Here is a 22,199-nt window from a genome sequence, read left to right on the forward strand (position 1 = left end):
GCGTTTCTGGTCGATGTCGTCGGGAGTGAACTGATCCATGGTCGCCACCTTTCTTCCCCCTTTCACCGAGCCGGCCGCGCTGCTGCCGCAGTTGCGCGAGCGCGGCTACGCAGTGCTCGCGCCCGCCGCCGCCGAAACGCTGTGCGCGTTACAGGCCGGCGCGCTGGATGCATTGAGGCCGGCCTGGGAAGACCTGCAACCCGACCGCTACCTCAAGGACGGCGGCAGTTATCGCAAACGCCGTCATTCCTGTTTCGTTTCCGAACAGGGGCGCCTGACCCAGGCGCCGCACCGCGCGCATTGGCAGTCCGAGGAATACAACGCACTGCACGGCGGCATGCGCCGCTGGTTCGAGCCGGTGCAGGCCGATACCGTTGCGCAGCCGGCCTGGGGCAAGCTGCTGCAGGGTCTGGCCGAAGTCTGCACCGCGTTGAAGGGCGCCCAGCCGTGGTTCGTGGAAGCGCACCAGTTCCGCATCGACACTGCCGACGGCATCGGCCGCCCCACCCCGGAAGGCGCGCATCGCGACGGCGTGGATCTGGTGGCTGTGCTGCTGGTGGGGCGCCATGAAATCAGCGGCGGCGAAACCCGCGTATTCGACGCCAACGGCCCCGATGGCCAGCGTTTCACCCTGACCGAGCCGTGGACGCTGATGCTGCTGGACGATGCGCGCGTGATCCACGAATCCACACCGATACGGCCGTTGGGCGACTATGGCTACCGCGATACCCTGGTGCTGACCTACCGCGCCGGCAATTTCCAGGGCGACGAATAAAAACTTGCCACCGATTTGTAGAGCCGAGCTTGCTCGGCTTGCTCCTTGCGGAGATCAAAAGCAGCCCAGCAAGCTCGGCTCTACAAAGAAGCAGGCGGCAATCTGTTTAGTTACAATTGAAACAAATAAGTCGTTCGCATAGTTATCGGAGATTCGGATGAAACTGGGTTCATTGAAGGAAGGCGGCCGCGACGGCACCCTGATCGTGGTTTCGCGCGATCTCACGCGCGCGGTGCGCGCCACCGGAATCGCCCCGACCCTGCAGGCCGCGCTGGAGGACTGGTCCAATCTGGCACCGCGCCTCAACGCGCTGTCCGAATCGCTGGACAGCGGCGATGCAGACGGCGTGTTCGAGCTGGATTTCAACGCACTGGCCGCACCGCTTCCGCGCGCCTACGAATTCGTCGACGGCAGCGCCTATCTTCCGCATGTCGAACGCGTGCGGCGCGCGCGCGGGGCAGAAGTGCCCGAGAGCTTCTACACCGACCCGCTGATGTACCAGGCCACCAGCGCCGGCTTCTACGGCCCGCGCGATGCGGTGCGCGTGGTCAGCGAGGACTACGGCATCGACCTGGAGGCCGAGATCGTGGTGGTCACCGACGACGTGCCGATGGCGGTGACGCCCGAACAGGCCGCCGCGCACATCCAGCTGATCGGTCTGGTCAACGACGTGTCGCTGCGCAACCTGATTCCTGGGGAATTGAACAAGGGCTTCGGTTTCCTGCAATCCAAGCCGCGTTCTGCCCTGTCGCCGGTGTTCGTCACCCCCGACGAACTGGGAGCGAGCTGGCGCGACAACAAGGTGCACTTGCCGCTGCTCACTCACATCAACGGCGAATGGTTCGGCGCGCCCGAAGCCGGCGTCGACATGCAGTTCGATTTCGCGCAACTGGTGGCGCATGCGGCCAAAACCCGGCCGTTGGTCGCTGGCACCATCGTCGGTTCCGGCACCATCGCCAACGAGGACACTTCGAAAGGCGCTTCGTGCTTTGCGGAGAAGCGCACGGTGGAGACGCTCAGGGACGGCAAACCCAGTACGCCTTTCATGAAATTCGGCGATGTGGTCCGGATTGAAATGAAAAATAGTGATGGAAGTCACATATTCGGCGCGATTGAGCAGCGGATCGAACAGCAACCCTTGCCCTGAACGCTGGTGCGGGCGCAAATGTGGTCACAGTGGTCCGGCAGGCTTGAACCCATGCAGCTACGCGTACCCTCCATCGCCTTGAATCATGGGGTCCGCTACGGATGAGCGAGCAACTGCGTCTGTATTCCTACTGGCGGTCCAGCGCGGCCTATCGCGTGCGCATCGGCCTGAACCTGAAAGGTCTGAGCTACGAAACCTTGCCGGTGCATCTGCTCCGCGATGGCGGCGAACAACACCGGCCCGACTATGTGGAGATGAATCCGCAACAGATGGTGCCCACCCTGTTGCACGGCGTACGCGTGATCCGCCAGTCGCTGGCGATCCTGGAATATCTGGACGAGGCCTGGCCCTCGCCGCGCCTGTTGCCGATGACCGCACGCGACCGCGCCCGGGTACGCAGCCTGGCGCAACTGGTGGCCTGCGACATCCATCCGCTCAACAACCTGCGCGTGCTGCGCTATTTCGAACACACCTGGCGGGTGCCGCAGTCCGAGCGCGACGATTGGGTCAAGCATTGGATCGTCGAGGGCTTCGCCGCGATGGAAACATTGCTGGAAGGCGATCCGGCCACGGGGACGTACTGCCATGGGCAAACGCCGGGACTGGCCGATTGCTGCCTGATCCCGCAGGTGTTCAACGCACGCCGCTTCGGCGTGGATATGGCGGCATTCCCGACCATCGCCCGCATCGAGAAAGCCTGCCTGGAGCTGCCTGCCTTCACCGAGGCGCAGCCGGACAAACAGCCGGACGCGCAGCAGCAGATCGCCTAGCCGGGCAAGTCTGGCAATTCCACATTTCCTGCACATCGGCCTCCCCCTTTGGAAAAGGGGGATTGAGGGGGATTTGCTTTTCGCGCGGTGCAAGAAGGATCAAAAGCAAATCCCCCGTAGCCCCCTGTTCCAAAGGGGGCAAAGCAAGAGCGCTCTACGGCCTCAGCCGAAACCCTGAGTGATCCGCGGCGAGCTGCCGGACGACGCCGAATCGTAATCGGCGTAGGGATCGTGTTCGCCGCTGCTGCCTTCGGACAAGCGGAATTTCAGCGCCAGGCCGTCGCGCGAATCGGCTGCGCGCAGCGCTTCTTCCTGCTCGATACGGCCTTCCTTGACCATCCGGAACAGGCACTGGTCGAAGGATTCCATGCCGTCTTCAAGCGAAGCTTCCATGGCCGGCTTGATTTCGTGCACCTGACCTCGGCGCAGCAGGTCGCGGATCATCGGTGTGTTGATCAACACCTCGGCCGCCGGCAGGCGACGGCCGTCCACGCCCTTGACCAGACGCTGCGACACTACCGCGCGCAGGTTCAGCGCCAGGTTCATCAGCACGTTCTTGTGCGCGGTTTCGGGGAAGAAGTTGAGGATGCGCTCGATGGTCTGGTCGGCGTTGTTGGAGTGCAGCGTGGCCAGGCACAGGTGGCCGGTTTCGGCGAAGGCGATGGCCGCTTCCATGGTGGTGGCGTCCAGGATCTCGCCGATCAGGATCACGTCCGGCGCTTCGCGCATGGCGTTCTTCAGCGCGTTGTGGAAGGCATGCGTGTCCAGACCCACTTCGCGCTGGTTGACGATGGACTGCTTGTGCTTGTGCAGGTATTCGATCGGATCCTCGATGGTGAGGATGTGCCCGGTGGTGGTGCTGTTGCGGTGATCGATCATCGAGGCCAGCGAGGTGGACTTGCCCGAACCGGTGGAGCCGACCAGCAGCACCAGCCCGCGCGGGGTCATGATGATGTCCTTCAGCACCTGCGGCAGGTTCAGCTCTTCGATGGAAGGGATCACGCTGCGGATAGCGCGGATCACCATGCCCACTTCGCCGCGCTGCTTGAACACGTTGATGCGGAAGCGGCCGGCATCCTGCAGGGCCAGCGCCATGTTCAGTTCCAGTTCGCGCTCGAAAATCGGCACCTGGCCTTCGTCCATCAGCGAATAGGCGATCTTCTTCACCATGCCGGCGGGCAGGCCGGTATTGCCCAACGGATACAGCTTGCCTTCGATCTTGATGTAGACCGGCGCCCCGGTGGTCAAAAACATGTCCGAGGCGTTCTTTTCCGTCATCAGCTTCAGGAAGTAGCCGATATCCATGTGCGATGTTCCCCAACATTGGCCCCGCACCGTTGCAAGTGCGACGCAGGCTTCCGACAATGGCCGCGCATTCCCCTTACACGGCACTCCTATGCATCGTAGCTTCGCACAATTCCGCCGATTCCTGTGTGTGATGGTTGGCGCATTCGTGCTGCTGGCCGGGCTTGCCGTACCGTTGCAGGCCCAGGTGGCGGCCATGCCGGAGCTGGCCGCCGCGCAGCAGGCGGTCAATCGCGCTGACCAGGCCGATGCCGACCAGTACGCCCCCGAGCTGCTGAATTCGGCGCGCAGCGCGTTGGCCCAGGCGCAAGCCGCCGCCGCCACGCGCCGCGACCGCAAGCTGGCGCCCGAGCTCGCCGCGCGCGCCAGCGCCGATGCCGATCTGGCCCGCGCGCGCAGCAACGAAGCGGTGGCCAACGCGCAGGTGCAGCAAAGACGCCAGGAAATCAGCGAGCTTCAGCGCACGCTGGGCGAGGAGGGCGCGCGATGAGCACCAACGCGATGAGCACCAAGATGCTTGCCTGCGCGCTGTTGCTGGCTTCGTTGCCGGCGCTGGCGGCCGAACGCCCCGAAGTGATCGTACTGAACCAGCGTTTGGTCGCATTGCAGTCCGACCCGCAGCTGGCCGAATTGGCCGCCTACGAAAAACTGCAGGCGCAGCAGGCCGTGGCGGTGCTGGCCAAGGCGCGCGGCAAGCAGCGCGACAGCGCGTTGTATCTGGCCGACCGTCGTGTGGAAATCGCCGAAACCGCCGCCCGCGCCGAGGCGGCAAGGCGCGAAGCCGACCGGCTGGACCGTACCCGCAGCGAATTGCTGGTGGAAGCCAGCCGCCGCGACGCCGCACGCGCGCGCCAGGAAAGCGAGCGGTTGCGCGTGCAGGCGCAGATCCAGGCGGAGGAAGCCGAGCGCCTGCGCGTGGCCGCCGAAGCCGAGACGCTGGCCCGCCAGGATGCCGAAGACATGCTGAGCTCGGTCGCCGGTCAGCAGACCGCCAAACTGAGCGCGGCGCGCCAGAAGGAAGCACGGCTGGCCCGCCAGGAAGCCGAATTGATGTCCGGGGCCAAACTGCCGGCTTCCAAGTTCGAGGATCGGGGCGAAGTGTTCACCTTGGCTGGTTCCGCGTTCGATGCCGGGCAAGCGAAGCTTTCCAGCAGTGGTTCTGCGAGCGTTTCTGCGCTGGCCGCCTACCTGCAGGCCAATCCCAAGGCCAAGGCCAGGATCGAAGGCTTCGGCGACAAGCAGACTCCCGGCCAACGCCGGGCCGACGCGGTTCGCGACGCTCTGCTGGCGGCCGGCATTCCCAAGGCGAGGATCCAGTCGTCAGCGAAAGGCGAGGGCAGCAAGAGTCGTGCTGTCGATGTGGTGATTGCGCAGTAGAAAATATTTTAAAAACAATAGGTTGCACCTGTTTTATTGAGTTGCAGGGCTCCCGCGCTGTCCGCTCCCTCGCCTGTCTTTATCAATCCGATCAAGCACTTGGGAAGAGGGTTGCCGGGTTCGATTTCAAAGAGTAGGGTCGTATACCCAAGCGCCCCCATCGCTTGGCTCACCGGAGGATCGAGCCGATGACGCTGACCCACAACCCAGAGGACCCCACGCCAGGCCGACAGGTCAGTGCGGGTGATTCCGGGGAATGCGCAGCCCGCCGCAACCCGATATTCCGCTCCCAAGCCAACGCCCCGTGCCTGCAAAGGTCGGGGCGTTCGTATTTCCGCTGAAGGAGGTTACGAAATGTTCGAAGGACAACCGCAAACCGAAATCGACGCACTTATGAAGGCCGACCCCGAGTTCAAGCAGCTTTACCAGCGACACCGCGAGCTGAACAAGAAGGTGACCGATGCCGAGCTGGGCGTCCTGCCCATCGACGACACCACACTGGGTCAGATGAAACGCGAGAAACTCGCTGCGAAAGAACGACTTATACGAATCTACGACGCCAAACCCCACTGACGTCTCCCCCGCCGTTCCATTGTCGCGGGCGGCGACAGCCTCCTCGTCGGCTGTCGCCGTCCGCGTCACTCGAAACATGAGAAAGCCTACGAAGCGATTCGCAGGCTTTTTTGTTGGGTGAATGAGCTTTCGACCAAACCATCATCGTCATCCCAGCGCAAGCTGGGATCCATCTTGATCTTGATCTTTTCTCTGCTCCCTCCTCAAAGCAAAGCGTTGACCAGCCGTTCGGCTGTTAAAAGCCGCGCTTTGCGCGAGTCACTTTCTTTGCTTGTGCAAAGAAAGTAACCAAAGAAAACACACCCTAACGCCGCGCCCAACGATGAAGCCGTTGGGTCCGCAAGCGGGCCGGGAATTTCCGTAAGGCGCCTCCTGCGCCTCCGGAAACGGCGCACATCCCTGTGCGCCGCCCCTGTGGGGTTGATCCCGGCCCGCTTGCCGCGCCTCACGGGGTATTGGAGCCAAAACCTTCAGCGTCCGGCGATGCGATAATCCAGTCCCTTTCAAGCCGCACGCGAGCGCCTCTCCGCATGACCATCCATTCTTCTGTCCTGGACCTCATCGGCGAAACGCCCATCGTCAAGGCCCAGCGCCTGGATGCGGGTCTGTGCGAGCTGTACCTCAAGCTGGAAAGCGCCAACCCGGGTGGTTCGATCAAGGACCGGATCGGCATGTCCATGATCGAGGCGGCCGAACAGCGCGGTGACCTCAGGCCGGGCGCGACCCTGGTGGAAGGCACCGCCGGCAATACCGGCATCGGCCTGGCCCTGGTGGCGCAGCAGAAAGGCTACAAGCTGGTGCTGGTGGTGCCGGACAAGATGAGCCGGGAGAAGATCTTCAATCTCAAGGCCATGGGCGCCGAGGTCATCCTGACCCGTTCGGACGTGGCCAAGGGCCATCCCGAGTACTACCAGGACCTGGCTGCGCGCATCGCCAGCGAAACCCCGGGAGCCTATTTCATCAACCAGTTCGGCAACCCCGACAATCCGGCCGCACACGAGTTCGGCACGGGTCCGGAGATCCTGCGGCAGATGGACGGCCAGCTGGACGCCGTCGTGTTCGGCTGCGGCAGCTCCGGCACCATGACCGGCCTGTCGCGGGCTTTTGCCGAACATGCGCCGAATGTAGAGCTGGTATTGGCCGATCCGGTCGGCTCCATCCTCACCCAGTACATCAACGAGGGCACGATCAGCGAAAAGTCGGGCAGCTGGATGGTGGAAGGCATCGGCGAGGACTTCCTGCCGCAGATTTCCGACTTCACCCGGGTTAAGAAGGCCTATTCGATCAGCGATAAGGAAAGCTTCCTGACCGCGCGCGAATTGCTGGCCAAGGAGGGCATCCTGGGCGGTTCCTCCACCGGCACGCTATTGGCGGCGGCATTGAAATACTGCAAGGAGCAGACCACGCCGAAGAAGGTGCTGGTATTCGTCTGCGACACCGGCAACAAATACCTGTCGAAGATGTACAACGACTACTGGATGCTGGACAACGGTTTCATCCAGCGCGCCCAGCATGGCGACCTGCGCGACCTGATCCTGCGCCCGTACAGCCAGAAGGACACCGTGGTGGTCAGCCCGACCGATCTGCTGACCACCGCTTACCAGCGCATGAAGCTGTACGACGTGTCCCAGCTGCCGGTGATGGAAGGCGAGAAGCTGGTCGGCATCGTCGACGAAAGCGATGTGCTGCTGCATGTCTACGGCGACGAGGCCCGGTTCCGCGATCCGGTCTCGACCGCCATGGTCAGCAAGCTGGATAGGCTGGATATGAAATCGCCCATCGAGGCGCTTTTGCCGGTCTTCGACCGCGGGCAGGTCGCCATCGTCACCGATGGGGAGGCCTTCCTGGGCCTGATTACCCGCATCGACCTGCTGAACTTCCTGCGGCGCAGGGTGCAATAAGTCGCAAGCTGAATTGAGACGGCCGTGTCACCTTATTGCTTGCATGGACGATTGGTTAAGGCCCAGCTGCTAAAATCGCCGGCTGTCTAAAAGGATTAGGCCATGTCGGTATCCCCCACCCACCCCGCCTCAGGCGAGCAACTCGCCTTGGCCACGCTGGCCATCCACGGCGGGCAGTCGCCCGACCCCAGCACCGGCGCGGTCATGCCGCCCATCTATGCCACCTCGACCTACGCCCAGAGCAGCCCCGGCGTGCACCAGGGCTTCGAGTACTCGCGGACCCACAACCCCACCCGCTTCGCCTACGAGCGTTGCGTGGCCGCGCTGGAAGGCGGCAGCCGCGGCTTCGCCTTCGCCTCGGGCATGGCGTCCACCTCAACGGTCCTGGAACTGCTCGACAGCGGCGACCACGTCATCGCCATGGACGACATCTACGGCGGCACCTACCGCCTGTTCGAGCGCGTGCGCAGGCGCAGCGCCGGCCTGGATTTCAGTTTCGTCGACCTGACCGACCTGTCCGCATTCGAGGCCGCCATCCGCCCCGAGACGAAAATGGTCTGGGTGGAAACCCCGACCAATCCGATGTTGAAGATCGTCGACATCGAAGCCGTCTGCGCCATCGCCCGCAAGCACGGCCTGCGCGTGGTGGTGGACAACACTTTCGCTTCGCCCATCCTGCAGCGGCCCTTGCTGCTCGGCGCCGACATCGTCATGCATTCGGCCACCAAGTACCTCAATGGCCATTCGGATATGGTCGGCGGCATGGTGGTAGTGGGCGACGACGCCGAGCTGGCCGAGCAGATGGCGTTTCTACAGAACTCGATCGGCGCAGTGCAGGGGCCGTTCGACAGCTTTCTGGCGCTGCGCGGGTTGAAGACGTTGCATTTGCGGATGAAGGCGCATTGCGAGAATGCGTTGGCGTTGGCGCAGTGGCTTGAGGCGCATCCTGCGATCGAGAAAGTGATCTATCCCGGCCTGACTTCGCATCCGCAGCACGAACTGGCGAAGCGGCAGATGGATGGGTTCGGCGGAATAATTTCGGTTGTGGTCAAGGGTGGATTCGAATCAGCCAAACGGGTTTGCGAGAACACCCGGCTGTTCACTCTGGCCGAATCCCTGGGCGGAGTCGAAAGCCTGATCAACCATCCTGCTGTGATGACTCATGCCTCCATCCCCGCGGAGCGTCGCGAACAATTGGGAATTGCAACGGGTTTGGTGCGACTGAGTGTCGGCATTGAGGGTCTCGCAGATCTCCGCAGCGACCTGGACGCAGCATTGAGCTCATATTGACATGACGAGTACCGATTCCTCGACCAATCCGTTTTCGGTTTTCGGACGGCATCGTTCCCTGGCTATCGAACTGACGAAGCGCGAGGTCCTGGGGCGCTACCGTGGAGCCAGCTTCGGACTGCTTTGGTCGCTCATCAGCCCGTTCCTCATGCTGATGGTTTACACCATGGCCTTCGGATACATCCTGAAGAGCCGTTGGCCGGGAACCGATGGTTCTACGACCGACTTCGCGCTGATACTTTTTGTTGGCCTCATCATTCACGGCTTCTTTGCAGAGTGCCTTACCCGCGCGCCTTCCTTGATTCTCTCGAATGCAAATTACGTAAAGAAAGTAGTTTTTCCGCTCGAAACGCTGGTGTGGAGTATGGTCTTCTCCGCACTGTTCCACTTGGCGATGAATTCGTTGGTGCTGCTCTTGCTCCAATGGATATGGAACGGCCAGATCCACCTGACCACCCTCATGCTCCCCCTTGTGTTGTTGCCTCTGGTGATACTTACCGTGGCAGTCGGCTGGCTGGTCGCGGCACTGGGAGTCTTTCTGCGTGATATAGGCCAGTTCGTCGGCGTGCTAGCGGCTGCCATGCTGTTCCTATCCTCGGCAATCGTGCCTGTGCAGTCCTTGCCCGAGCACTACAAATGGGTCTTTTATGCGAACCCGCTGACTTTGATCATCGATCAGGCGCGAGAGGTGGTCATCTGGGGAAGGCAGCCGAATTGGGCGTCCTTGGCAATCTACACGTGCGTGGCGCTGGTGTTTGCATGGCTTTCCTATCAGCTCTTCCAAAAGCTGCGCAGAGGTTTTGCGGATGTTATCTAAAGTGAGCAGAGCGAACGGCGTGTCGCCCGATATCAGGCCGGTCATTTCGGTCGAAGGCTTGGGCAAGTGCTACCGAATGTATGAAAAACCGTCTCATCGCCTTTGGCAGGGCCTCACCGGTCGTGGAGGGTTCCATAAGGATTTCTGGGCGCTGCGCGGAGTCGATGTGCAGATCATGCGAGGCGAAACGTTCGGCGTGATCGGGAAAAACGGCTCGGGAAAATCGACTTTCTTACAAATGGTCGCCGGTACCTTGACGCCGACAGAAGGCTCGCTCAAGGTCGTTGGTCGCGTGGCAGCGTTGTTGGAGTTGGGAAGCGGTTTCAATCCAGAGTTCACCGGTCGCGAGAACGTCTACCTGAATGCCACGATTCTGGGGCTTGCGCGCAGCGAGATCGATGCGCGCATGCATAGCATCCTGGAGTTCGCCGATATCGGCGAGTTCATCGACCAGCCAGTGCGCAGCTACTCCAGCGGCATGACGGTGCGCTTGGCTTTCGCGGTGATCGTGCACGTAGATGCGGACATCCTGATCATCGACGAAGCCTTGTCGGTAGGCGACGCGTTCTTTTCGCAGAAATGCATGCGCTTCCTCCGGGATTTCCAGAAGACCGGCACGCTACTGTTCGTAAGCCACGATGCAGCGGCGGTAACCAATCTGTGTTCCCGGGCAATCTGGTTGGAGGGCGGTACCGTGCGGATGATGGGTCCCGCACAGGCGGTGGTCGAGCGTTACATGGCCCAGCAGCATGCTGCCAGCCGCAATGCCCTGGCCGGTGAAACCGTGGTCGTTGAAGAGAAGCTGCCGTTGCATCTGCAGGCGCGTGAAGCGACGGATTTCCGCAAGCAGGATTTCGAGAATTCCGGAGTAACGAATCGAATAAGCCTATTCGAATTCGACCCGGACAATACCGGTGCCCAATTCGGGGCCGGACTAGCCAAGATCGTAGGCGTGGCGTTCCTCGATGAGCAATCCGTGCCGTTGAAACTGACCGCCGGCGGCGAACTCGCGCGCCTTCGCATTACTTTCCGGCTGCTGGCGGACCTGGACGATCTTATTGCCGGGTTCTACGTAAAGGATCGGTTGGGGCAACGCCTGTTTGGAGACAATACCCATTTCTCCCATCTGCACGCGCCTATTTCGGGACGCCAGGGGGATGTTTTCCATGCCGAGTTCAAGTTCCGCCTGCCGTTGATGCCGCAAGGCTCCTACATGATCGACGCAGCAATCGCTTCCGGTAGTCAGGACGATCATACGCAGCAACATTGGATCCACGACGCGGTGGAATTCAAAGCGATCGACAAGACCATGAGGTTCGGTCTGGTTGGAATCCCGATGCTCGGCATCGAAGTTTCCAAGGACAGCAGCGGATGAAGTTCACTGGCGAACGATTCCTTCCGACCGAGACGGGAGAACTGCGCTACGAGCACCTTCACCGCTATGCGTGGTGTTCACGGCTGGTCGAGGGACTCGATGTGCTGGACATGGCCAGTGGCGAAGGCTACGGCAGCGCCATGCTAGCGCGGACCGCGCGCAGCGTTATCGGCGTAGACGTGTCGCATGAAGCTATTGGCCATGCCGCCGAAGCTTATCAGGACGTCAAGAATCTCAGTTTCGTGTGCGGGGACGCCACCGATATCCCGCTGCCTGATTCCAGTGTCGATGTGGTGGTGTCATTCGAAACCATTGAACATCTGTTTGGGCAGGAGGAAATGATCCTGGGTATTCGTCGTGTTCTCCGGCCCGGCGGTTTTCTGGTGATTTCGTCGCCCAACAAGAAAGTCTACTCAGAGCAGTCGGGTCATCACAACGAGTTCCATGTGAAGGAGCTCTATTTCGAAGAGTTGAACCAGCTACTGGTCCGGCACTTCGACAAGGTCACCTATTTCGGGCATCGGCTGGCTGTCGGTTCGACTATCGTCCCCTTGCAAGGAACGGAAGACTTGGATCAGTTTTCCGCTTTTACTGATGGTGCCGCCGGGGTCGAGAACCGAGTCGTCTCCATGCAGGAGCCTGTCTACTACATAGCAGTGGCCACTGTAGACGAGCATGTCGATGTAGATGCGCGACCATCCATTTTCTACTCCGAATCTGAAGACCTCTACCAGCGCCATCGGGAAATCGCACGCTGGGCGCAAACTCAGGACGAGGAAGTAAAGCGCGTAGGTAAATTGCTGCAAGACGAGCAGTCCAGGCACGAGACGTCGCAGCAGTGGGCGAGGTCGGTTGAGAAAGAGCTGCAGGAGGCCCGCGAAACCCTGGGCGCGCTGGTCAAGGAGTTCGAGGAGCGAACCGCTTGGGCCAATGCGCTAAGCCGGGAAGTAATGGATGGGCGCGCGGCTCTAGCCAAGATCAGTAGCGAGTTTGAGGAAAGGTCCGTTTGGGCCCTTCAGCTGGATCGGGAATTGAAACTGTTGCAAGTCGCGCACCAGCATATTGAATCAGAACGCGCGGAGGCGATGGCGGCCGTCAAGGCTCTAGAAGCCGAGCTGGGGTCGGCTCTTGAAACGCAGGAACAAATCGTGCACAACCACAAACTGTTGGAAGAACGGGCAAGCATGGAGCAGGCAAGCAATTCCGCGATAGTGAGCCACTTGACCGAAGACCTTGAACGCTTGCGTAAGACCAACGCCGATCATAGAGCCGAGCTGGAACGCATACGAAACTCCCGATCCTGGCGGTTGACCAGCCCCGTGCGGCTGCTCGGCAGAATTCTGAGAGGTGAGTGGGCGGTCGTTGCCGAGTCGCTTCGCGGTAGCCGTCTTGCGACCGTATCGTGGCTTGCGCCCGTACGTGGGCCCATCAAGAGATGGCTGATGCGGAAGACTGAATCGCCTCCAATGCCCTTCGAGAATATGTCGTTGGAGGCGGTGACCAATGATCGGGACTTGGCAATCAGTGGCCTGAAGTTCGAACAGATGGCCAACCCGGCGATCTCCATCATCATTCCGACGTACGGCAGCCTTGATTTCACGGTCGCCTGCCTGAAGTCAATCGTGATGCATTCGCCACGCGCAACTTATGAAGTAATAGTCGCCGAAGACGCCTCGGGCGATAGTTCGATGGATGCATTGGCCAAGGTCGAGGGGCTTCGTTATACCGTTAACGAAACCAACCTCGGATTTCTCCGTTCCTGCAACAAGGCGGCAACACTGGCTCGCGGGGAATATCTGTACTTCCTGAACAACGATACGGAAGTGACAGCCGGGTGGCTGGATGCGCTGCTGGAGGTTTTCGCCACGCACGCTGATGCGGGATTGGTCGGCTCCAAACTTGTTTACCCGGACGGGCGCCTGCAGGAAGCGGGCGGCATTCTTTGGAAAGACGGCTCTGCTTGGAACTATGGCCGCCTGCAGGATCCGGCGAGCCACGAATTCAATTATGTGCGGTCCGTCGATTACTGCTCCGGCGCAAGCATCCTGATCAAGACGGTTGACTTTGTCGCGCTCGGTGGCTTTGACGAGCACTTCGCGCCTGCATATTGCGAAGATTCCGACCTGGCTTTCCGTTTGATGGCGCAGGGAAAGAAGGCGTACTACACGCCGTTCTCCATCGTCATTCATCACGAAGGCATTTCGCACGGAACCGACACCGGTAGCGGAATCAAGGCCTACCAGGTCGTCAACCAGCAGAAGTTCCTGGCTCGCTGGGGAAACCAGCTGAGCCGCCATTTCGACAATGGCACCAATGTGTTCTTGGCCCGGGACAGAGCCTGGGACCGAAAAGTAGCGCTTGTCGTCGACCACTACGCACCGCAGCCGGATCGCGACGCCGGGTCTCGCACCATGATGGCCTTCATCGATTCGTTGCTGGCTATGGGATGGCTGGTCAAATTCTGGCCGGACAACCTCTGGTATGACGGCACCTATATTCCAGTGCTGCAAAAGAAGGGAGTGGAAGTAATCTACGGCGAAAAGTGGTACGGCGGCTTCGGGCGCTATTTAGAAGAATGCGGCAACCAGTTCGATGCCGTTCTCTTGTCGCGACCGCATATTTCCCTACCGTACCTCCAGGCGTTGAAGAAGTATCCATCTATCAACACCGTTTACTACGGGCATGACCTGCATTTTCGGAGGCTGGCGCGGGAGTCTGCCGTTACCGGCAACGGGGCGAATGGCACCGAAGGCCTTCGCATGGAAGAGCTCGAGCGACGTATCTGGCTTGAGTCGGACTTGGTGCTCTATCCTTCGCAGGAAGAGGCCGATGACGTTGAACAGACCCAGCCCGGGACCAACGTTCGCGCCATCACGCCCTATGCGTTCGAATATTTCAACGAACACGCCGTCGTCGATTCTCGCGAAGGCATTCTTTTCGTCGCCGGTTTTGGCCATCCGCCCAACGTGGACGCCGCGTTTTGGCTGGTGAATGAAATCATGCCTGAGGTATGGAAGGCCTTCCCCGGCGTGCAGCTGACGTTGGTTGGCGCCAATCCGACGCCGGAAGTTCGCGCGATGGAAGGAGCGCGGGTCTTGGTCACTGGATATGTGGACGATGCCACCTTGGCGCGACACTACCTGCAAGCCCGAGTTGCGGTGGTTCCGCTGCGGTACGGCGCTGGAATAAAAAGCAAAGTGGTCGAAGCCTTGCAGCAAGGCATCCCGCTAGTCACCACTCCCACGGGCGCCCAAGGTTTGCCCGGGATAGATGGCATAAGCAGCATCGGCGAAGGAGCTGATGAAATGGCGACCGCGTTGGTAAGTTTGCTGAAGGACGACGAGCTGTGGATCCGCCAATCTCGCGCCGGGGCCAGCTATGCCAGGCAGAATTTCTCCAGCCAGGTAATGCGGCGACAACTCGCCCAGGCCATGGAAAGGAATCCGTCGCCATGATCGTCAGGTCGCGTGCGCCGTTACGTCTGGGCTTGGCCGGCGGAGGGACCGATGTATCCCCGTTTAGCGACAAGCATGGCGGATACGTCATGAATGTGGCGATCGATAAGTACGCGTACGCGACGATCGATCATTCTCCCAATGGCCTGGCCCAGTTCCATGCCCTTGATGCGGGGACAATGGAGCAGTTCATTCCTTCGGAAGTGGACTTGGCTGCCGGACCGCTGCAGCTCATGAAAGGCGTGTACCGGCGCATCTGCGAGCGACACTTGAACGGAGAATATCCCCCCATACGGGTGCGGGCTTATTCCGACGCACCTCCCGGTTCGGGCCTGGGATCTTCTTCGACGATGGTGGTGGCGCTGGTGACCGCCTTTGCCGAGTACTTCGGGCTGCCCTTCGGAGAGTATGAGGTCGCGCATCTGGCCTATGACATCGAACGCAAGGATCTTGGCCTGTCGGGCGGTAAGCAAGACCAGTACGCGGCCGCCTTCGGTGGATTCAATTTCATGGAGTTCTACGCCGATGACCGTGTCATCGTGAACCCCTTGCGAATCAAGGACTGGATATGGGCCGAGCTTGAGGCCAGTCTGGTTCTGTACTTCACCGGCGTGTCGCGTTCGTCGGCAAAAATAATCGACGAACAATCGCGGAACATCCGCGACGGCAACGCCGGTTCGCTGGATGCCATGTTCAGGCTCAAGAACGAAGCCACACAAATGAAGGAAGCGCTGCTTAAAGGGGATTTCGGCAAGCTCGCATCGGTCATGCAGTCCGGCTGGCAGGCTAAGAAGCAAAGCGCGACCAGCATTACCAACCCGATGATCGACGAGCTTGAGCGCATGGCCAGCGAAAACGGCGCGCGCGCGACGAAGGTTTCGGGCGCTGGCGGCGGCGGCTTCATGATGTTCCTCTGCGACCCTGCGGACAGGGTCGATCTGACCCGCGCCCTTGCAGGGGCCGGAGGCAGCGTTTACGACACGCATTTCACCCCTCAGGGAGCCAGCGCATGGAAAATAGGATAGAAGCCTACGTCAAGGCAGAGTTCGAGAAGACTCGCCAGAATTTCGAGCGCATGTCGCAGGACGGCGAGATGCTCGCGCAAGTCGGCGCGGCGCTCGAACTGTCGGTATCTGCGCTTCGGGCAGGAAAGAAGATCCTGTTTGCGGGTAACGGCGGAAGCGCCGCCGACGCCCAACATTGGGCGGGAGAGCTGGTCAGCCGTTTCTACTACGACCGGCCCGGATTGGCCGCAGTAGCGCTTACGACCGACACCAGCATCCTGACCGCCATCGGCAACGACTACGGTTACGACTACGTTTTCGCCAGGCAGATCGAAGCGCTGGGCCAGGCTGGCGATATTTTCTACGCCATCTCGACATCGGGCCGCTCCAAGAACATCCTCCGCGCGATCAGTGCTGCGAAAGGGCTTGGAATGCGAGTCATAGGTTTCACGGGTGCCAGCGGCGGCGAGATGAACGCGCTCTGCGACGTCAATTTCCGGATTCCTTCTGACGAAACACCACGCATCCAGGAAGGCCACGAGTTCCTCGGACATACGCTGTGCGCGCTGATCGAAGCCCAGATGCACCCGCAAGATGGCGTGTGAAGAAGCCATCATATTGGCCGGTGGCAAAGGGATGCGCCTGCGCTCGGTCGTCAGCGACGTGCCCAAACCATTGGCAACGGTCGCGGGCCGTCCATTTCTCGCCTTCTTGCTGGACCATCTGGTAGGAGGGGGAATTCGCAGATGCATCCTCGCCACGGGCTATCTTTCGGAAAAGATCGAGCATGCGGTCGGCCAGGACTGGGCGGGAATGGAAATCGTGTACTCGGTTGAAGAGCAAGCCCTGGGAACCGGCGGTGCGGTAGCGCAAGCGGCCACGGCGTTGGCCGGAAAATCAGCGCATGTTTTGAACGGCGATACCTACCTCATGTACTCGCCGCTGGAGCTTGAAGCGCGGACGATCGCCGCGGGTACCGAAGCAGGCATCGCTTTAGCCAGCGTCGACGACGTCGCACGCTATGGTGCCGTTATCGTCAGAGATGCGAGGGTGGAAGTGTTCCAGGAGAAAGGTGCTACTGGACCGGGCCTGATCAACGCCGGAAGCTACTTCCTCACCGAAGCAGCGTTGTCCGATCTGAAGCGGCATCGCGCGCCGTTCTCGCTTGAAACGGACATCCTCGCGCCGCTTGCACAAAGGCGTCAGATCGTAGCCTTCGATCGCACGGAGGGCTTCATTGATATCGGCGTTCCCGATGACTATGCTCGCGCGCAAGAGCAGTTCCGGGCCTTGCCATGAATGCGGTAGCGTCCAGATACTTCGAAGATGTCGGCGCGGCGCTTACCCTAGTCAACCAGCCAGCACCGAGACGGGCCCTGTTCCTGGATAGGGACGGAGTGATCAACGTTGATCACGCCTATGTGCACACCGTAGAACGGACCGAATGGCTGCCCGGCATTTTCGATCTTTGCGAGACTGCGGCTGGGCAGGGGCTGCTGCTGGTGGTAGTGACCAACCAAGCGGGTATCGCCAGAGGGCTATACAGCGAAGCGGATTTCATCGCTTACACGCGTTGGATGCATGAGGAGTTCCAGCGACACGGAGTTTCCCTCCTTGCGACGTATTACTGCCCACACCATCCCGATGCTGGGTTGGGGCCTTACCTAGTGCGATGCGATTGCAGAAAACCGGCTCCTGGCATGATCCTGGAGGCCGCGCAAAGATATGGCATCATTCTTTCCGAATCATGGCTCATTGGAAACAGTAGGAGCGACATTGCCGCTGGCGTGACGGCAGGGGTAGGGCAAACGGTACTGCTAAGCGCCGCCGACGAAGGCGGCGGCATGGAGCCCGGGTCTTGCCACGCCCGTACTCTTGAGGAAGCACGGCAGATTATCGACAGAAGCGTCAGCCAGTAGCGGACCAAGGAGAGGAGTCTTGAATAGCAAGCTTTGTCCACTGTGCCAATCGCGCGCCGCGCAGTTTTCGGTGGTGCAGGAAGTGATGTACTTGGAATGCCGCAAGTGCGATTTTATATTCGCCGACCCCGACTTGTTGGAGAAAGTCGATGCCGGCGCCCCGCTTCGCCAGTATGACGAAGCCTATTGGTTAGCCGAACTGGCCTCTGCGCGCGAGCGTTCCTATGGCTCGTCGCTCGCGCGTTTGGCAGAGGCGGTTCTGTACTGTCGCGTCCCAATCAACAAAGTGATCGATATAGGCACCGGGCCGGGCTATCTGCTCGATGCCATTGCGGCGCACCTGCCTTCCAAAGCCTGGCATTTTTATGGCGTCGAGAAGTTTCCACCAGAGCCCGGTTTCCGCAGCGAGAGCCCCAACTATCGCTGTGCCGATCTGGCTGACCTCTCCGAGAAGTTCGAATGCGGCGTTTGTATTGAAGTCCTTGAGCATCTGACGCCCCGCATGGCTGAAGGCTTGGCGGATGCGATGCGCAATGTGGCAGTCGAGGGTTCTTTGTTCCTTTTTAATACCGGGCTCACGCAGTACGTGCGTAAGGAGGATCCCGGCTACTTGGACCCATACGGGCGCGGGCACATCACTTGCTGGTCGGTTACGGCAGCGCGACGGATATTCGAGCCTCGCGGGTTCCGGGTCCATCCATTGCGTGGAAAGGCTTGGGCTTTCGTCCTGGAATTCGGTAGTACGGTAACGCCGGGTATCCTTGAGGACCGCATCTGGACCGCGCCGGTATGCAATCAGCAACTGCTGCAGGACGCGTCCATGGGGACGTTGCTCTATATTCTTGGACGCGAGAGCGCCCGTGCTTACTGAACCGCGCGAACCCGCTTAGCCGAGCGCCTCGCTTATTATTCTCGCTGCCGCACCCATTGATTGCGATCATTCGCTAAAGGAGGTCATATGAACCACAAGATTATGCCGTTGACTCTGTTGGTAGCTCTGGCGTTGGCTGGATGCAATGGCGATAAACCAGCGCCTCCGGCAGCCGGGCACGAGACTGCCCCGGCTTCCGCGCCCTTGACGCGGGAGCGCAAGGTTCCGGAGTCGCTGTCGGATCCGTCGCACGCGCTTACGCTGCGTCCGGGCGCAATTGATCGTTGCACCGCTACCGATGGATTCATTGCCGTCGAAGTTTCATGGGACGCCACAGGCGCAAAAACCGAAGGGGTGCACGTTTTCCTGCAGAACGTGGGCGAAGAGCGCAGGCTCTGGAGTTCTGCGGGCGCTATCGGCAAAGACACGACGGGCAAGTGGATGCACGAAGGCGCGACAGTGATCCTGGTAAATGCCAGCAACGATCAAGAGCTGGCGCGTGTGCAACTGAAGGACGTCCCTTGTGATTGAGGCGTTAGCGGGTAAGGCCCTTCCTCGCTGGCCATTGCTGCTGCTGGGCGCAGCAAGCTTGGCGCTGTTCGCGATCCACCAGACTTACGTTTCCATCGTGCATCCGTCCGCTCTCTATATGGATTCGCTTAGGCTGCTGTCGCATCTGTACGAGTGGCAACACGGGCGAATGTCGCTGTTGGAAATTTGGGGCTATGGCGGTTCCTCGCATCGGGGCCTGATCACGCAGCTATTCCTGTATGCCAACGTCAAGTTGTTGTCGCTCGACGTGCTGACCGTCAACCGTATAACCGGCGTTGTCGTCCTGGCATTAGGGTTTTCGATAGCAGTGCCTTACTTGCGACAGAATCTGAGAGATCCAGGGCTGTCTTCGACGCGTGCGCGCTGGTTGCTCTGTTATTTCGCGATCCTGTTCATCGCCTTGGGCTACAGCCCCGCAGGTTTCGAACTGTTCACGCTCGATCTGGGCTTGCCTCTCTGGGTCAAGAACTTCTGTTTCGTCGCTTACTTCGCTGCGCACGCTCACCTTCTGCGTTCACCCACGCTTGCCCGCTCTATGACCCTGACCGCTCTCGCGCCTGTGGTGGTGCTGGTAGTGGGCATGGGATGGTCCTACGCATTCGTGGGCACGGTTGTATCGGTGCATTTTCTGGCGATGATATTGCTGGGAGGCCCCGCGAGAACCTTAAGCAGCGTCGTTCCGACCCTGGTCGTACTGGTGTCGGGGCTGTTGTATGTAAAGGGTGGCGGTGGGGCTGGCGATGGCGTCACAGGCGGAATGCTTTTCCAGAAGTTTCCGTCCGCGATCTGGTTGGCCTGTCATTCCATCGGCTCGACCTTCCTCGGTTCCGAAACCGGGACCAGGCTGGGCGTTTCCCATTGGCTGCCGGGTTTGACGGGGATGGGCTTGATTCTTGCCATGTTTGTGTTCCTGTTCCAAAGCATCCGCCGCCGAACCTGGTCGGGCACGCTGTTGCCGTTGTACTTGGCCGGATACGGCGGGCTGGTCGCGCTGTCGGTTGGATACGCACGCGGCGGCGGTGGCTTTGACGCCGTAATGGCGTCGCGCTACTACATGGATTTGTACTTGTTTACCGTGGGCGCTTTCTGGGTATGGTCCGAGCATGCGCTGAGGCAGCGCGACTGGCTGAGCGTGTGCTTGCTTGTATTTGCGCAAGCACTGTTGTTCACCGGGCAAATGGCTACGCAATGGGTGGAATGGCATACAGCACCCTATCGCCGGGTGGCGATTGCTGCCATGAATGAGGCGACCCTCAACGGCGTTGCCGACGAAGAGGACGCGCGCCTGCTGCAGTCGCCGCTTCCCGACGCCCGTAGAGGCGCCGCCGCGATGCGCAATTTTGGCGTCGGCGTCTTCCACAATCGAGTCGCGGGCGAATGCGCCGACGAAGGGATCCGCAGGCAAAAGGGCTGGTACCGGGTGGAGAATGGAGCAGTTTGGATGTCGGGAAGTGCGGTGCTAAGTGTTCCCCGCTGCGAGTGCACGACCGTGGCCAGCGTCTATCTGCCGGCGAGTTTCGCTGAACGTGAGATCGTCGTCCAGGAAGGAGAACTGGAGGTTGCACGGATCAATCTCACACCTGGGCAAACGCAGACGATCCGTTTACCCCCTACATTGCGGCCCTCGTTGTTCCGGGTGACCGCTTCGTCGGTGACCGTGCCCAAGCGCGATCTGGGCACTGCCGATGTCCGAGAACTCTCGGTACTGTGGACTGTGCCATCGTTCGAGTGCGCGGCTCCTGCCGCGCGGACGCCGTAACATGTCAAGCTTTGGGGCGTATCAGCAGCCGAGTCAGAGTGAAGTTGAGCGGCAATGTCACCACGGTGGCAGCCACCGGCGCTAGCTGTTCGCTGAAGCCCATCAGCCGCACCCATGCGGTGATGACTGCCAAACCCGCCAGATAGTTGACGAGGTGCACCAAAGGAAACGCTGCGAACCGATGCCAAGACCAACGCGATCCGAAGACAAAGTAGGTATTGATGGCGAAGCCGCTGAACATTGTTAGCGCATAGCTGGCGGTAAACGCCACGCCATACGGCAACCACTGCAACAGCAACCAGTAGATGCAGTAGGATAGGATCGTGTTGGCGCCGCCCCCCAGCAGAAAGCGCAAACCTTGAGTACGTAGCGAGCGTTCTGCCGGCGGCGCGGGTTGATTGCTCATTATTCGGTCTTGCGGCGCACTACATCGCTGTAGGCGACCACGCAATGCTTGCCGTCCTCATTCAAGGCTTGGGCGACGATTCGATAGAACTGCTTGTCGGGATCGTAATCCGGTGTCGAGATGCGGATCATGTGGCGGCGGGCAGGATAGATGGGCGCAAAGAACACCATGCTGCTCTTCAAGAATATCGTTCCCGGACCCGGGTACTCCTGTCCCAGCAGCCGTGTTAGCCAGCCGCTGAATATCATGCCATGCGTGATTCGGCCTTCGAACCCGACCGACCGCGCGAAGTTGTCGTCGAAATGCAGCGGATTCAGGTCGCCGCTCTGGTGGCCGAACTCGTCTACGTCTTGTTGCGAAATCAGGAACTCTCTCTTGAACACCGGCAATGCGGAAGCCGTCAGGCGCGGCCGCAACAGGCAGGCGTGTTGCAGCTGGCGAGGAATCAGGCCTGCATCGCGCAATAACATGTCGTAGGTCGGAGTGGGGGGCGCCAGCAGGGCGATCGGCATTGGCGCCATGCGTCCCAGAAAAGCCGCGAGATGGGATTGCGCGGTCTGCTCATCTACGATCTCGAAACAACCGGCGTGGCCTTGCCAGGCGACGCCTTCCGGCAGCGCGATAGCTTCTGGCCATGTGCGATCTCCGGCGCCGGATTGGATGCCGTCGGTGTTGGTGCTCTCCCACCGCAGTACGGCGGCGGCGGGCACACAGGAGAACCCGAAGCGCTCAAGGCGCTGCAATCGATCCAGTGACGCTGATCTCACCAGTACGTCGTCTGCGCCCGTTTCCAGAATGACCCGCAGCAGGTCGCGATCCGAGCCGTGATCATCGGTCCAGCGCAGCATTTCCGACATGCGTTATCGAACTCCTTCGAGAAGTTGTGAATCGGGAACGAGACGA

The 22,199-nt window shown here is 60.4% G+C and carries 21 protein-coding genes; 18 read left to right on the plus strand and 3 right to left on the minus strand.

The features are described 5' to 3' along the window. The first annotated feature begins 37 nt into the window (after nucleotides 1-37). The 3 genes from BLR66_RS11990 to maiA all read left to right on the plus strand — a co-directional run bounded on the left by BLR66_RS11990 (nucleotide 38) and on the right by maiA (nucleotide 2,692). Nucleotides 38-775 (plus strand): 2OG-Fe dioxygenase family protein, encoded by a 738-nt coding sequence (locus BLR66_RS11990; protein WP_093286543.1) that lies wholly within the window; start codon nucleotides 38-40, stop codon nucleotides 773-775. Between the two features lie 157 nt (nucleotides 776-932). Further along, entirely contained in the window at nucleotides 933-1,922 is a 990-nt protein-coding gene (locus BLR66_RS11995; protein ID WP_093286548.1) for a fumarylacetoacetate hydrolase family protein, read from the plus strand. Nucleotides 1,923-2,023: 101 nt separating this feature from the next. Next, entirely contained in the window at nucleotides 2,024-2,692 is a 669-nt protein-coding gene (gene maiA / locus BLR66_RS12000) for a maleylacetoacetate isomerase (RefSeq protein ID WP_093286551.1), read from the plus strand. A 162-nt stretch (nucleotides 2,693-2,854) separates the two neighbouring features. Here the strand turns inward: maiA and BLR66_RS12005 are convergent, their stop codons facing one another. After that, entirely contained in the window at nucleotides 2,855-3,997 is a 1,143-nt protein-coding gene (locus BLR66_RS12005) for a PilT/PilU family type 4a pilus ATPase (RefSeq protein WP_093286554.1), read from the minus strand. Nucleotides 3,998-4,088: 91 nt separating this feature from the next. Here BLR66_RS12005 and BLR66_RS12010 point away from each other — a divergent pair, with 91 nt between their 5' ends. From BLR66_RS12010 to BLR66_RS12080, 15 genes are all read left to right on the plus strand, one after another. Continuing rightward, the gene (locus BLR66_RS12010; protein ID WP_093286557.1) at nucleotides 4,089-4,487 is read left to right on the plus strand and encodes a DUF4398 domain-containing protein; all 399 of its coding nucleotides are present in this window, start codon (nucleotides 4,089-4,091) and stop codon (nucleotides 4,485-4,487) included. Next, nucleotides 4,484-5,374: an OmpA family protein gene (locus BLR66_RS12015; RefSeq protein ID WP_255402501.1), complete on the plus strand. Its 891-nt coding sequence runs from the start codon at nucleotides 4,484-4,486 to the stop codon at nucleotides 5,372-5,374. The genes BLR66_RS12010 and BLR66_RS12015 overlap by 4 nt, the downstream gene beginning before the upstream one ends. A 354-nt stretch (nucleotides 5,375-5,728) precedes the next feature. Next, nucleotides 5,729-5,947, plus strand: a complete 219-nt coding sequence (locus BLR66_RS12020) for a YdcH family protein (RefSeq protein ID WP_093286560.1) — start codon at nucleotides 5,729-5,731, stop codon at nucleotides 5,945-5,947. 530 nt (nucleotides 5,948-6,477) lie between these two features. Beyond that, entirely contained in the window at nucleotides 6,478-7,848 is a 1,371-nt protein-coding gene (locus tag BLR66_RS12025) for a pyridoxal-phosphate dependent enzyme (RefSeq protein ID WP_093286563.1), read from the plus strand. Nucleotides 7,849-7,950: 102 nt separating this feature from the next. Then, nucleotides 7,951-9,138 carry a cystathionine gamma-synthase gene (locus BLR66_RS12030; protein WP_093286566.1) on the plus strand — a complete coding sequence of 396 codons (1,188 nt, stop codon included), beginning with the start codon at nucleotides 7,951-7,953 and terminating at the stop codon, nucleotides 9,136-9,138. Nucleotide 9,139: 1 nt separating this feature from the next. Further along, entirely contained in the window at nucleotides 9,140-9,955 is an 816-nt protein-coding gene (locus BLR66_RS12035; RefSeq protein ID WP_093286569.1) for an ABC transporter permease, read from the plus strand. Next, on the plus strand, nucleotides 9,894-11,330 hold the full coding sequence (locus BLR66_RS12040) for an ABC transporter ATP-binding protein (protein ID WP_255402504.1): 1,437 nt from the start codon (nucleotides 9,894-9,896) through the stop codon (nucleotides 11,328-11,330). The genes BLR66_RS12035 and BLR66_RS12040 overlap by 62 nt, the downstream gene beginning before the upstream one ends. Continuing rightward, the gene (locus BLR66_RS12045) at nucleotides 11,327-14,785 is read left to right on the plus strand and encodes a methyltransferase domain-containing protein (protein ID WP_093286577.1); all 3,459 of its coding nucleotides are present in this window, start codon (nucleotides 11,327-11,329) and stop codon (nucleotides 14,783-14,785) included. The genes BLR66_RS12040 and BLR66_RS12045 overlap by 4 nt, the downstream gene beginning before the upstream one ends. Then, complete coding sequence (locus BLR66_RS12050; RefSeq protein WP_093286580.1) at nucleotides 14,782-15,810, plus strand: GHMP family kinase ATP-binding protein; 1,029 nt, start codon at nucleotides 14,782-14,784, stop codon at nucleotides 15,808-15,810. Before BLR66_RS12045 ends, BLR66_RS12050 begins: the two co-directional genes overlap by 4 nt. Further along, complete coding sequence (locus BLR66_RS12055; protein ID WP_093286584.1) at nucleotides 15,795-16,394, plus strand: D-sedoheptulose-7-phosphate isomerase; 600 nt, start codon at nucleotides 15,795-15,797, stop codon at nucleotides 16,392-16,394. The genes BLR66_RS12050 and BLR66_RS12055 overlap by 16 nt, the downstream gene beginning before the upstream one ends. After that, nucleotides 16,384-17,088 (plus strand): sugar phosphate nucleotidyltransferase, encoded by a 705-nt coding sequence (locus tag BLR66_RS12060; protein ID WP_093286587.1) that lies wholly within the window; start codon nucleotides 16,384-16,386, stop codon nucleotides 17,086-17,088. The genes BLR66_RS12055 and BLR66_RS12060 overlap by 11 nt, the downstream gene beginning before the upstream one ends. Then, on the plus strand, nucleotides 17,085-17,708 hold the full coding sequence (locus BLR66_RS12065; RefSeq protein ID WP_093286590.1) for a D-glycero-alpha-D-manno-heptose-1,7-bisphosphate 7-phosphatase: 624 nt from the start codon (nucleotides 17,085-17,087) through the stop codon (nucleotides 17,706-17,708). Before BLR66_RS12060 ends, BLR66_RS12065 begins: the two co-directional genes overlap by 4 nt. A gap of 19 nt (nucleotides 17,709-17,727) precedes the next feature. Continuing rightward, nucleotides 17,728-18,579, plus strand: coding sequence for a methyltransferase domain-containing protein (locus tag BLR66_RS12070; RefSeq protein ID WP_093286593.1), 852 nt, complete (start codon nucleotides 17,728-17,730; stop codon nucleotides 18,577-18,579). 87 nt (nucleotides 18,580-18,666) lie between these two features. After that, nucleotides 18,667-19,110: a hypothetical protein gene (locus tag BLR66_RS12075; protein WP_093286596.1), complete on the plus strand. Its 444-nt coding sequence runs from the start codon at nucleotides 18,667-18,669 to the stop codon at nucleotides 19,108-19,110. Further along, entirely contained in the window at nucleotides 19,103-20,890 is a 1,788-nt protein-coding gene (locus BLR66_RS12080; RefSeq protein ID WP_143014635.1) for a hypothetical protein, read from the plus strand. The genes BLR66_RS12075 and BLR66_RS12080 overlap by 8 nt, the downstream gene beginning before the upstream one ends. 4 nt (nucleotides 20,891-20,894) lie before the next feature. On the opposite strand, the gene BLR66_RS12085 is transcribed toward BLR66_RS12080, so the two are convergent. Together BLR66_RS12085 and BLR66_RS12090 are read right to left on the minus strand one after the other, a co-directional pair. Beyond that, the gene (locus tag BLR66_RS12085; protein ID WP_093286603.1) at nucleotides 20,895-21,296 is read right to left on the minus strand and encodes a GtrA family protein; all 402 of its coding nucleotides are present in this window, start codon (nucleotides 21,294-21,296) and stop codon (nucleotides 20,895-20,897) included. Beyond that, nucleotides 21,296-22,153 carry a MaoC/PaaZ C-terminal domain-containing protein gene (locus tag BLR66_RS12090; protein WP_093286607.1) on the minus strand — a complete coding sequence of 286 codons (858 nt, stop codon included), beginning with the start codon at nucleotides 22,151-22,153 and terminating at the stop codon, nucleotides 21,296-21,298. Before BLR66_RS12090 ends, BLR66_RS12085 begins: the two co-directional genes overlap by 1 nt. Nucleotides 22,154-22,199: the final 46 nt, after the last annotated feature.

Source organism: Pseudoxanthomonas sp. CF125 (genome assembly GCF_900104085.1).
GTDB lineage: Bacteria > Pseudomonadota > Gammaproteobacteria > Xanthomonadales > Xanthomonadaceae > Pseudoxanthomonas_A.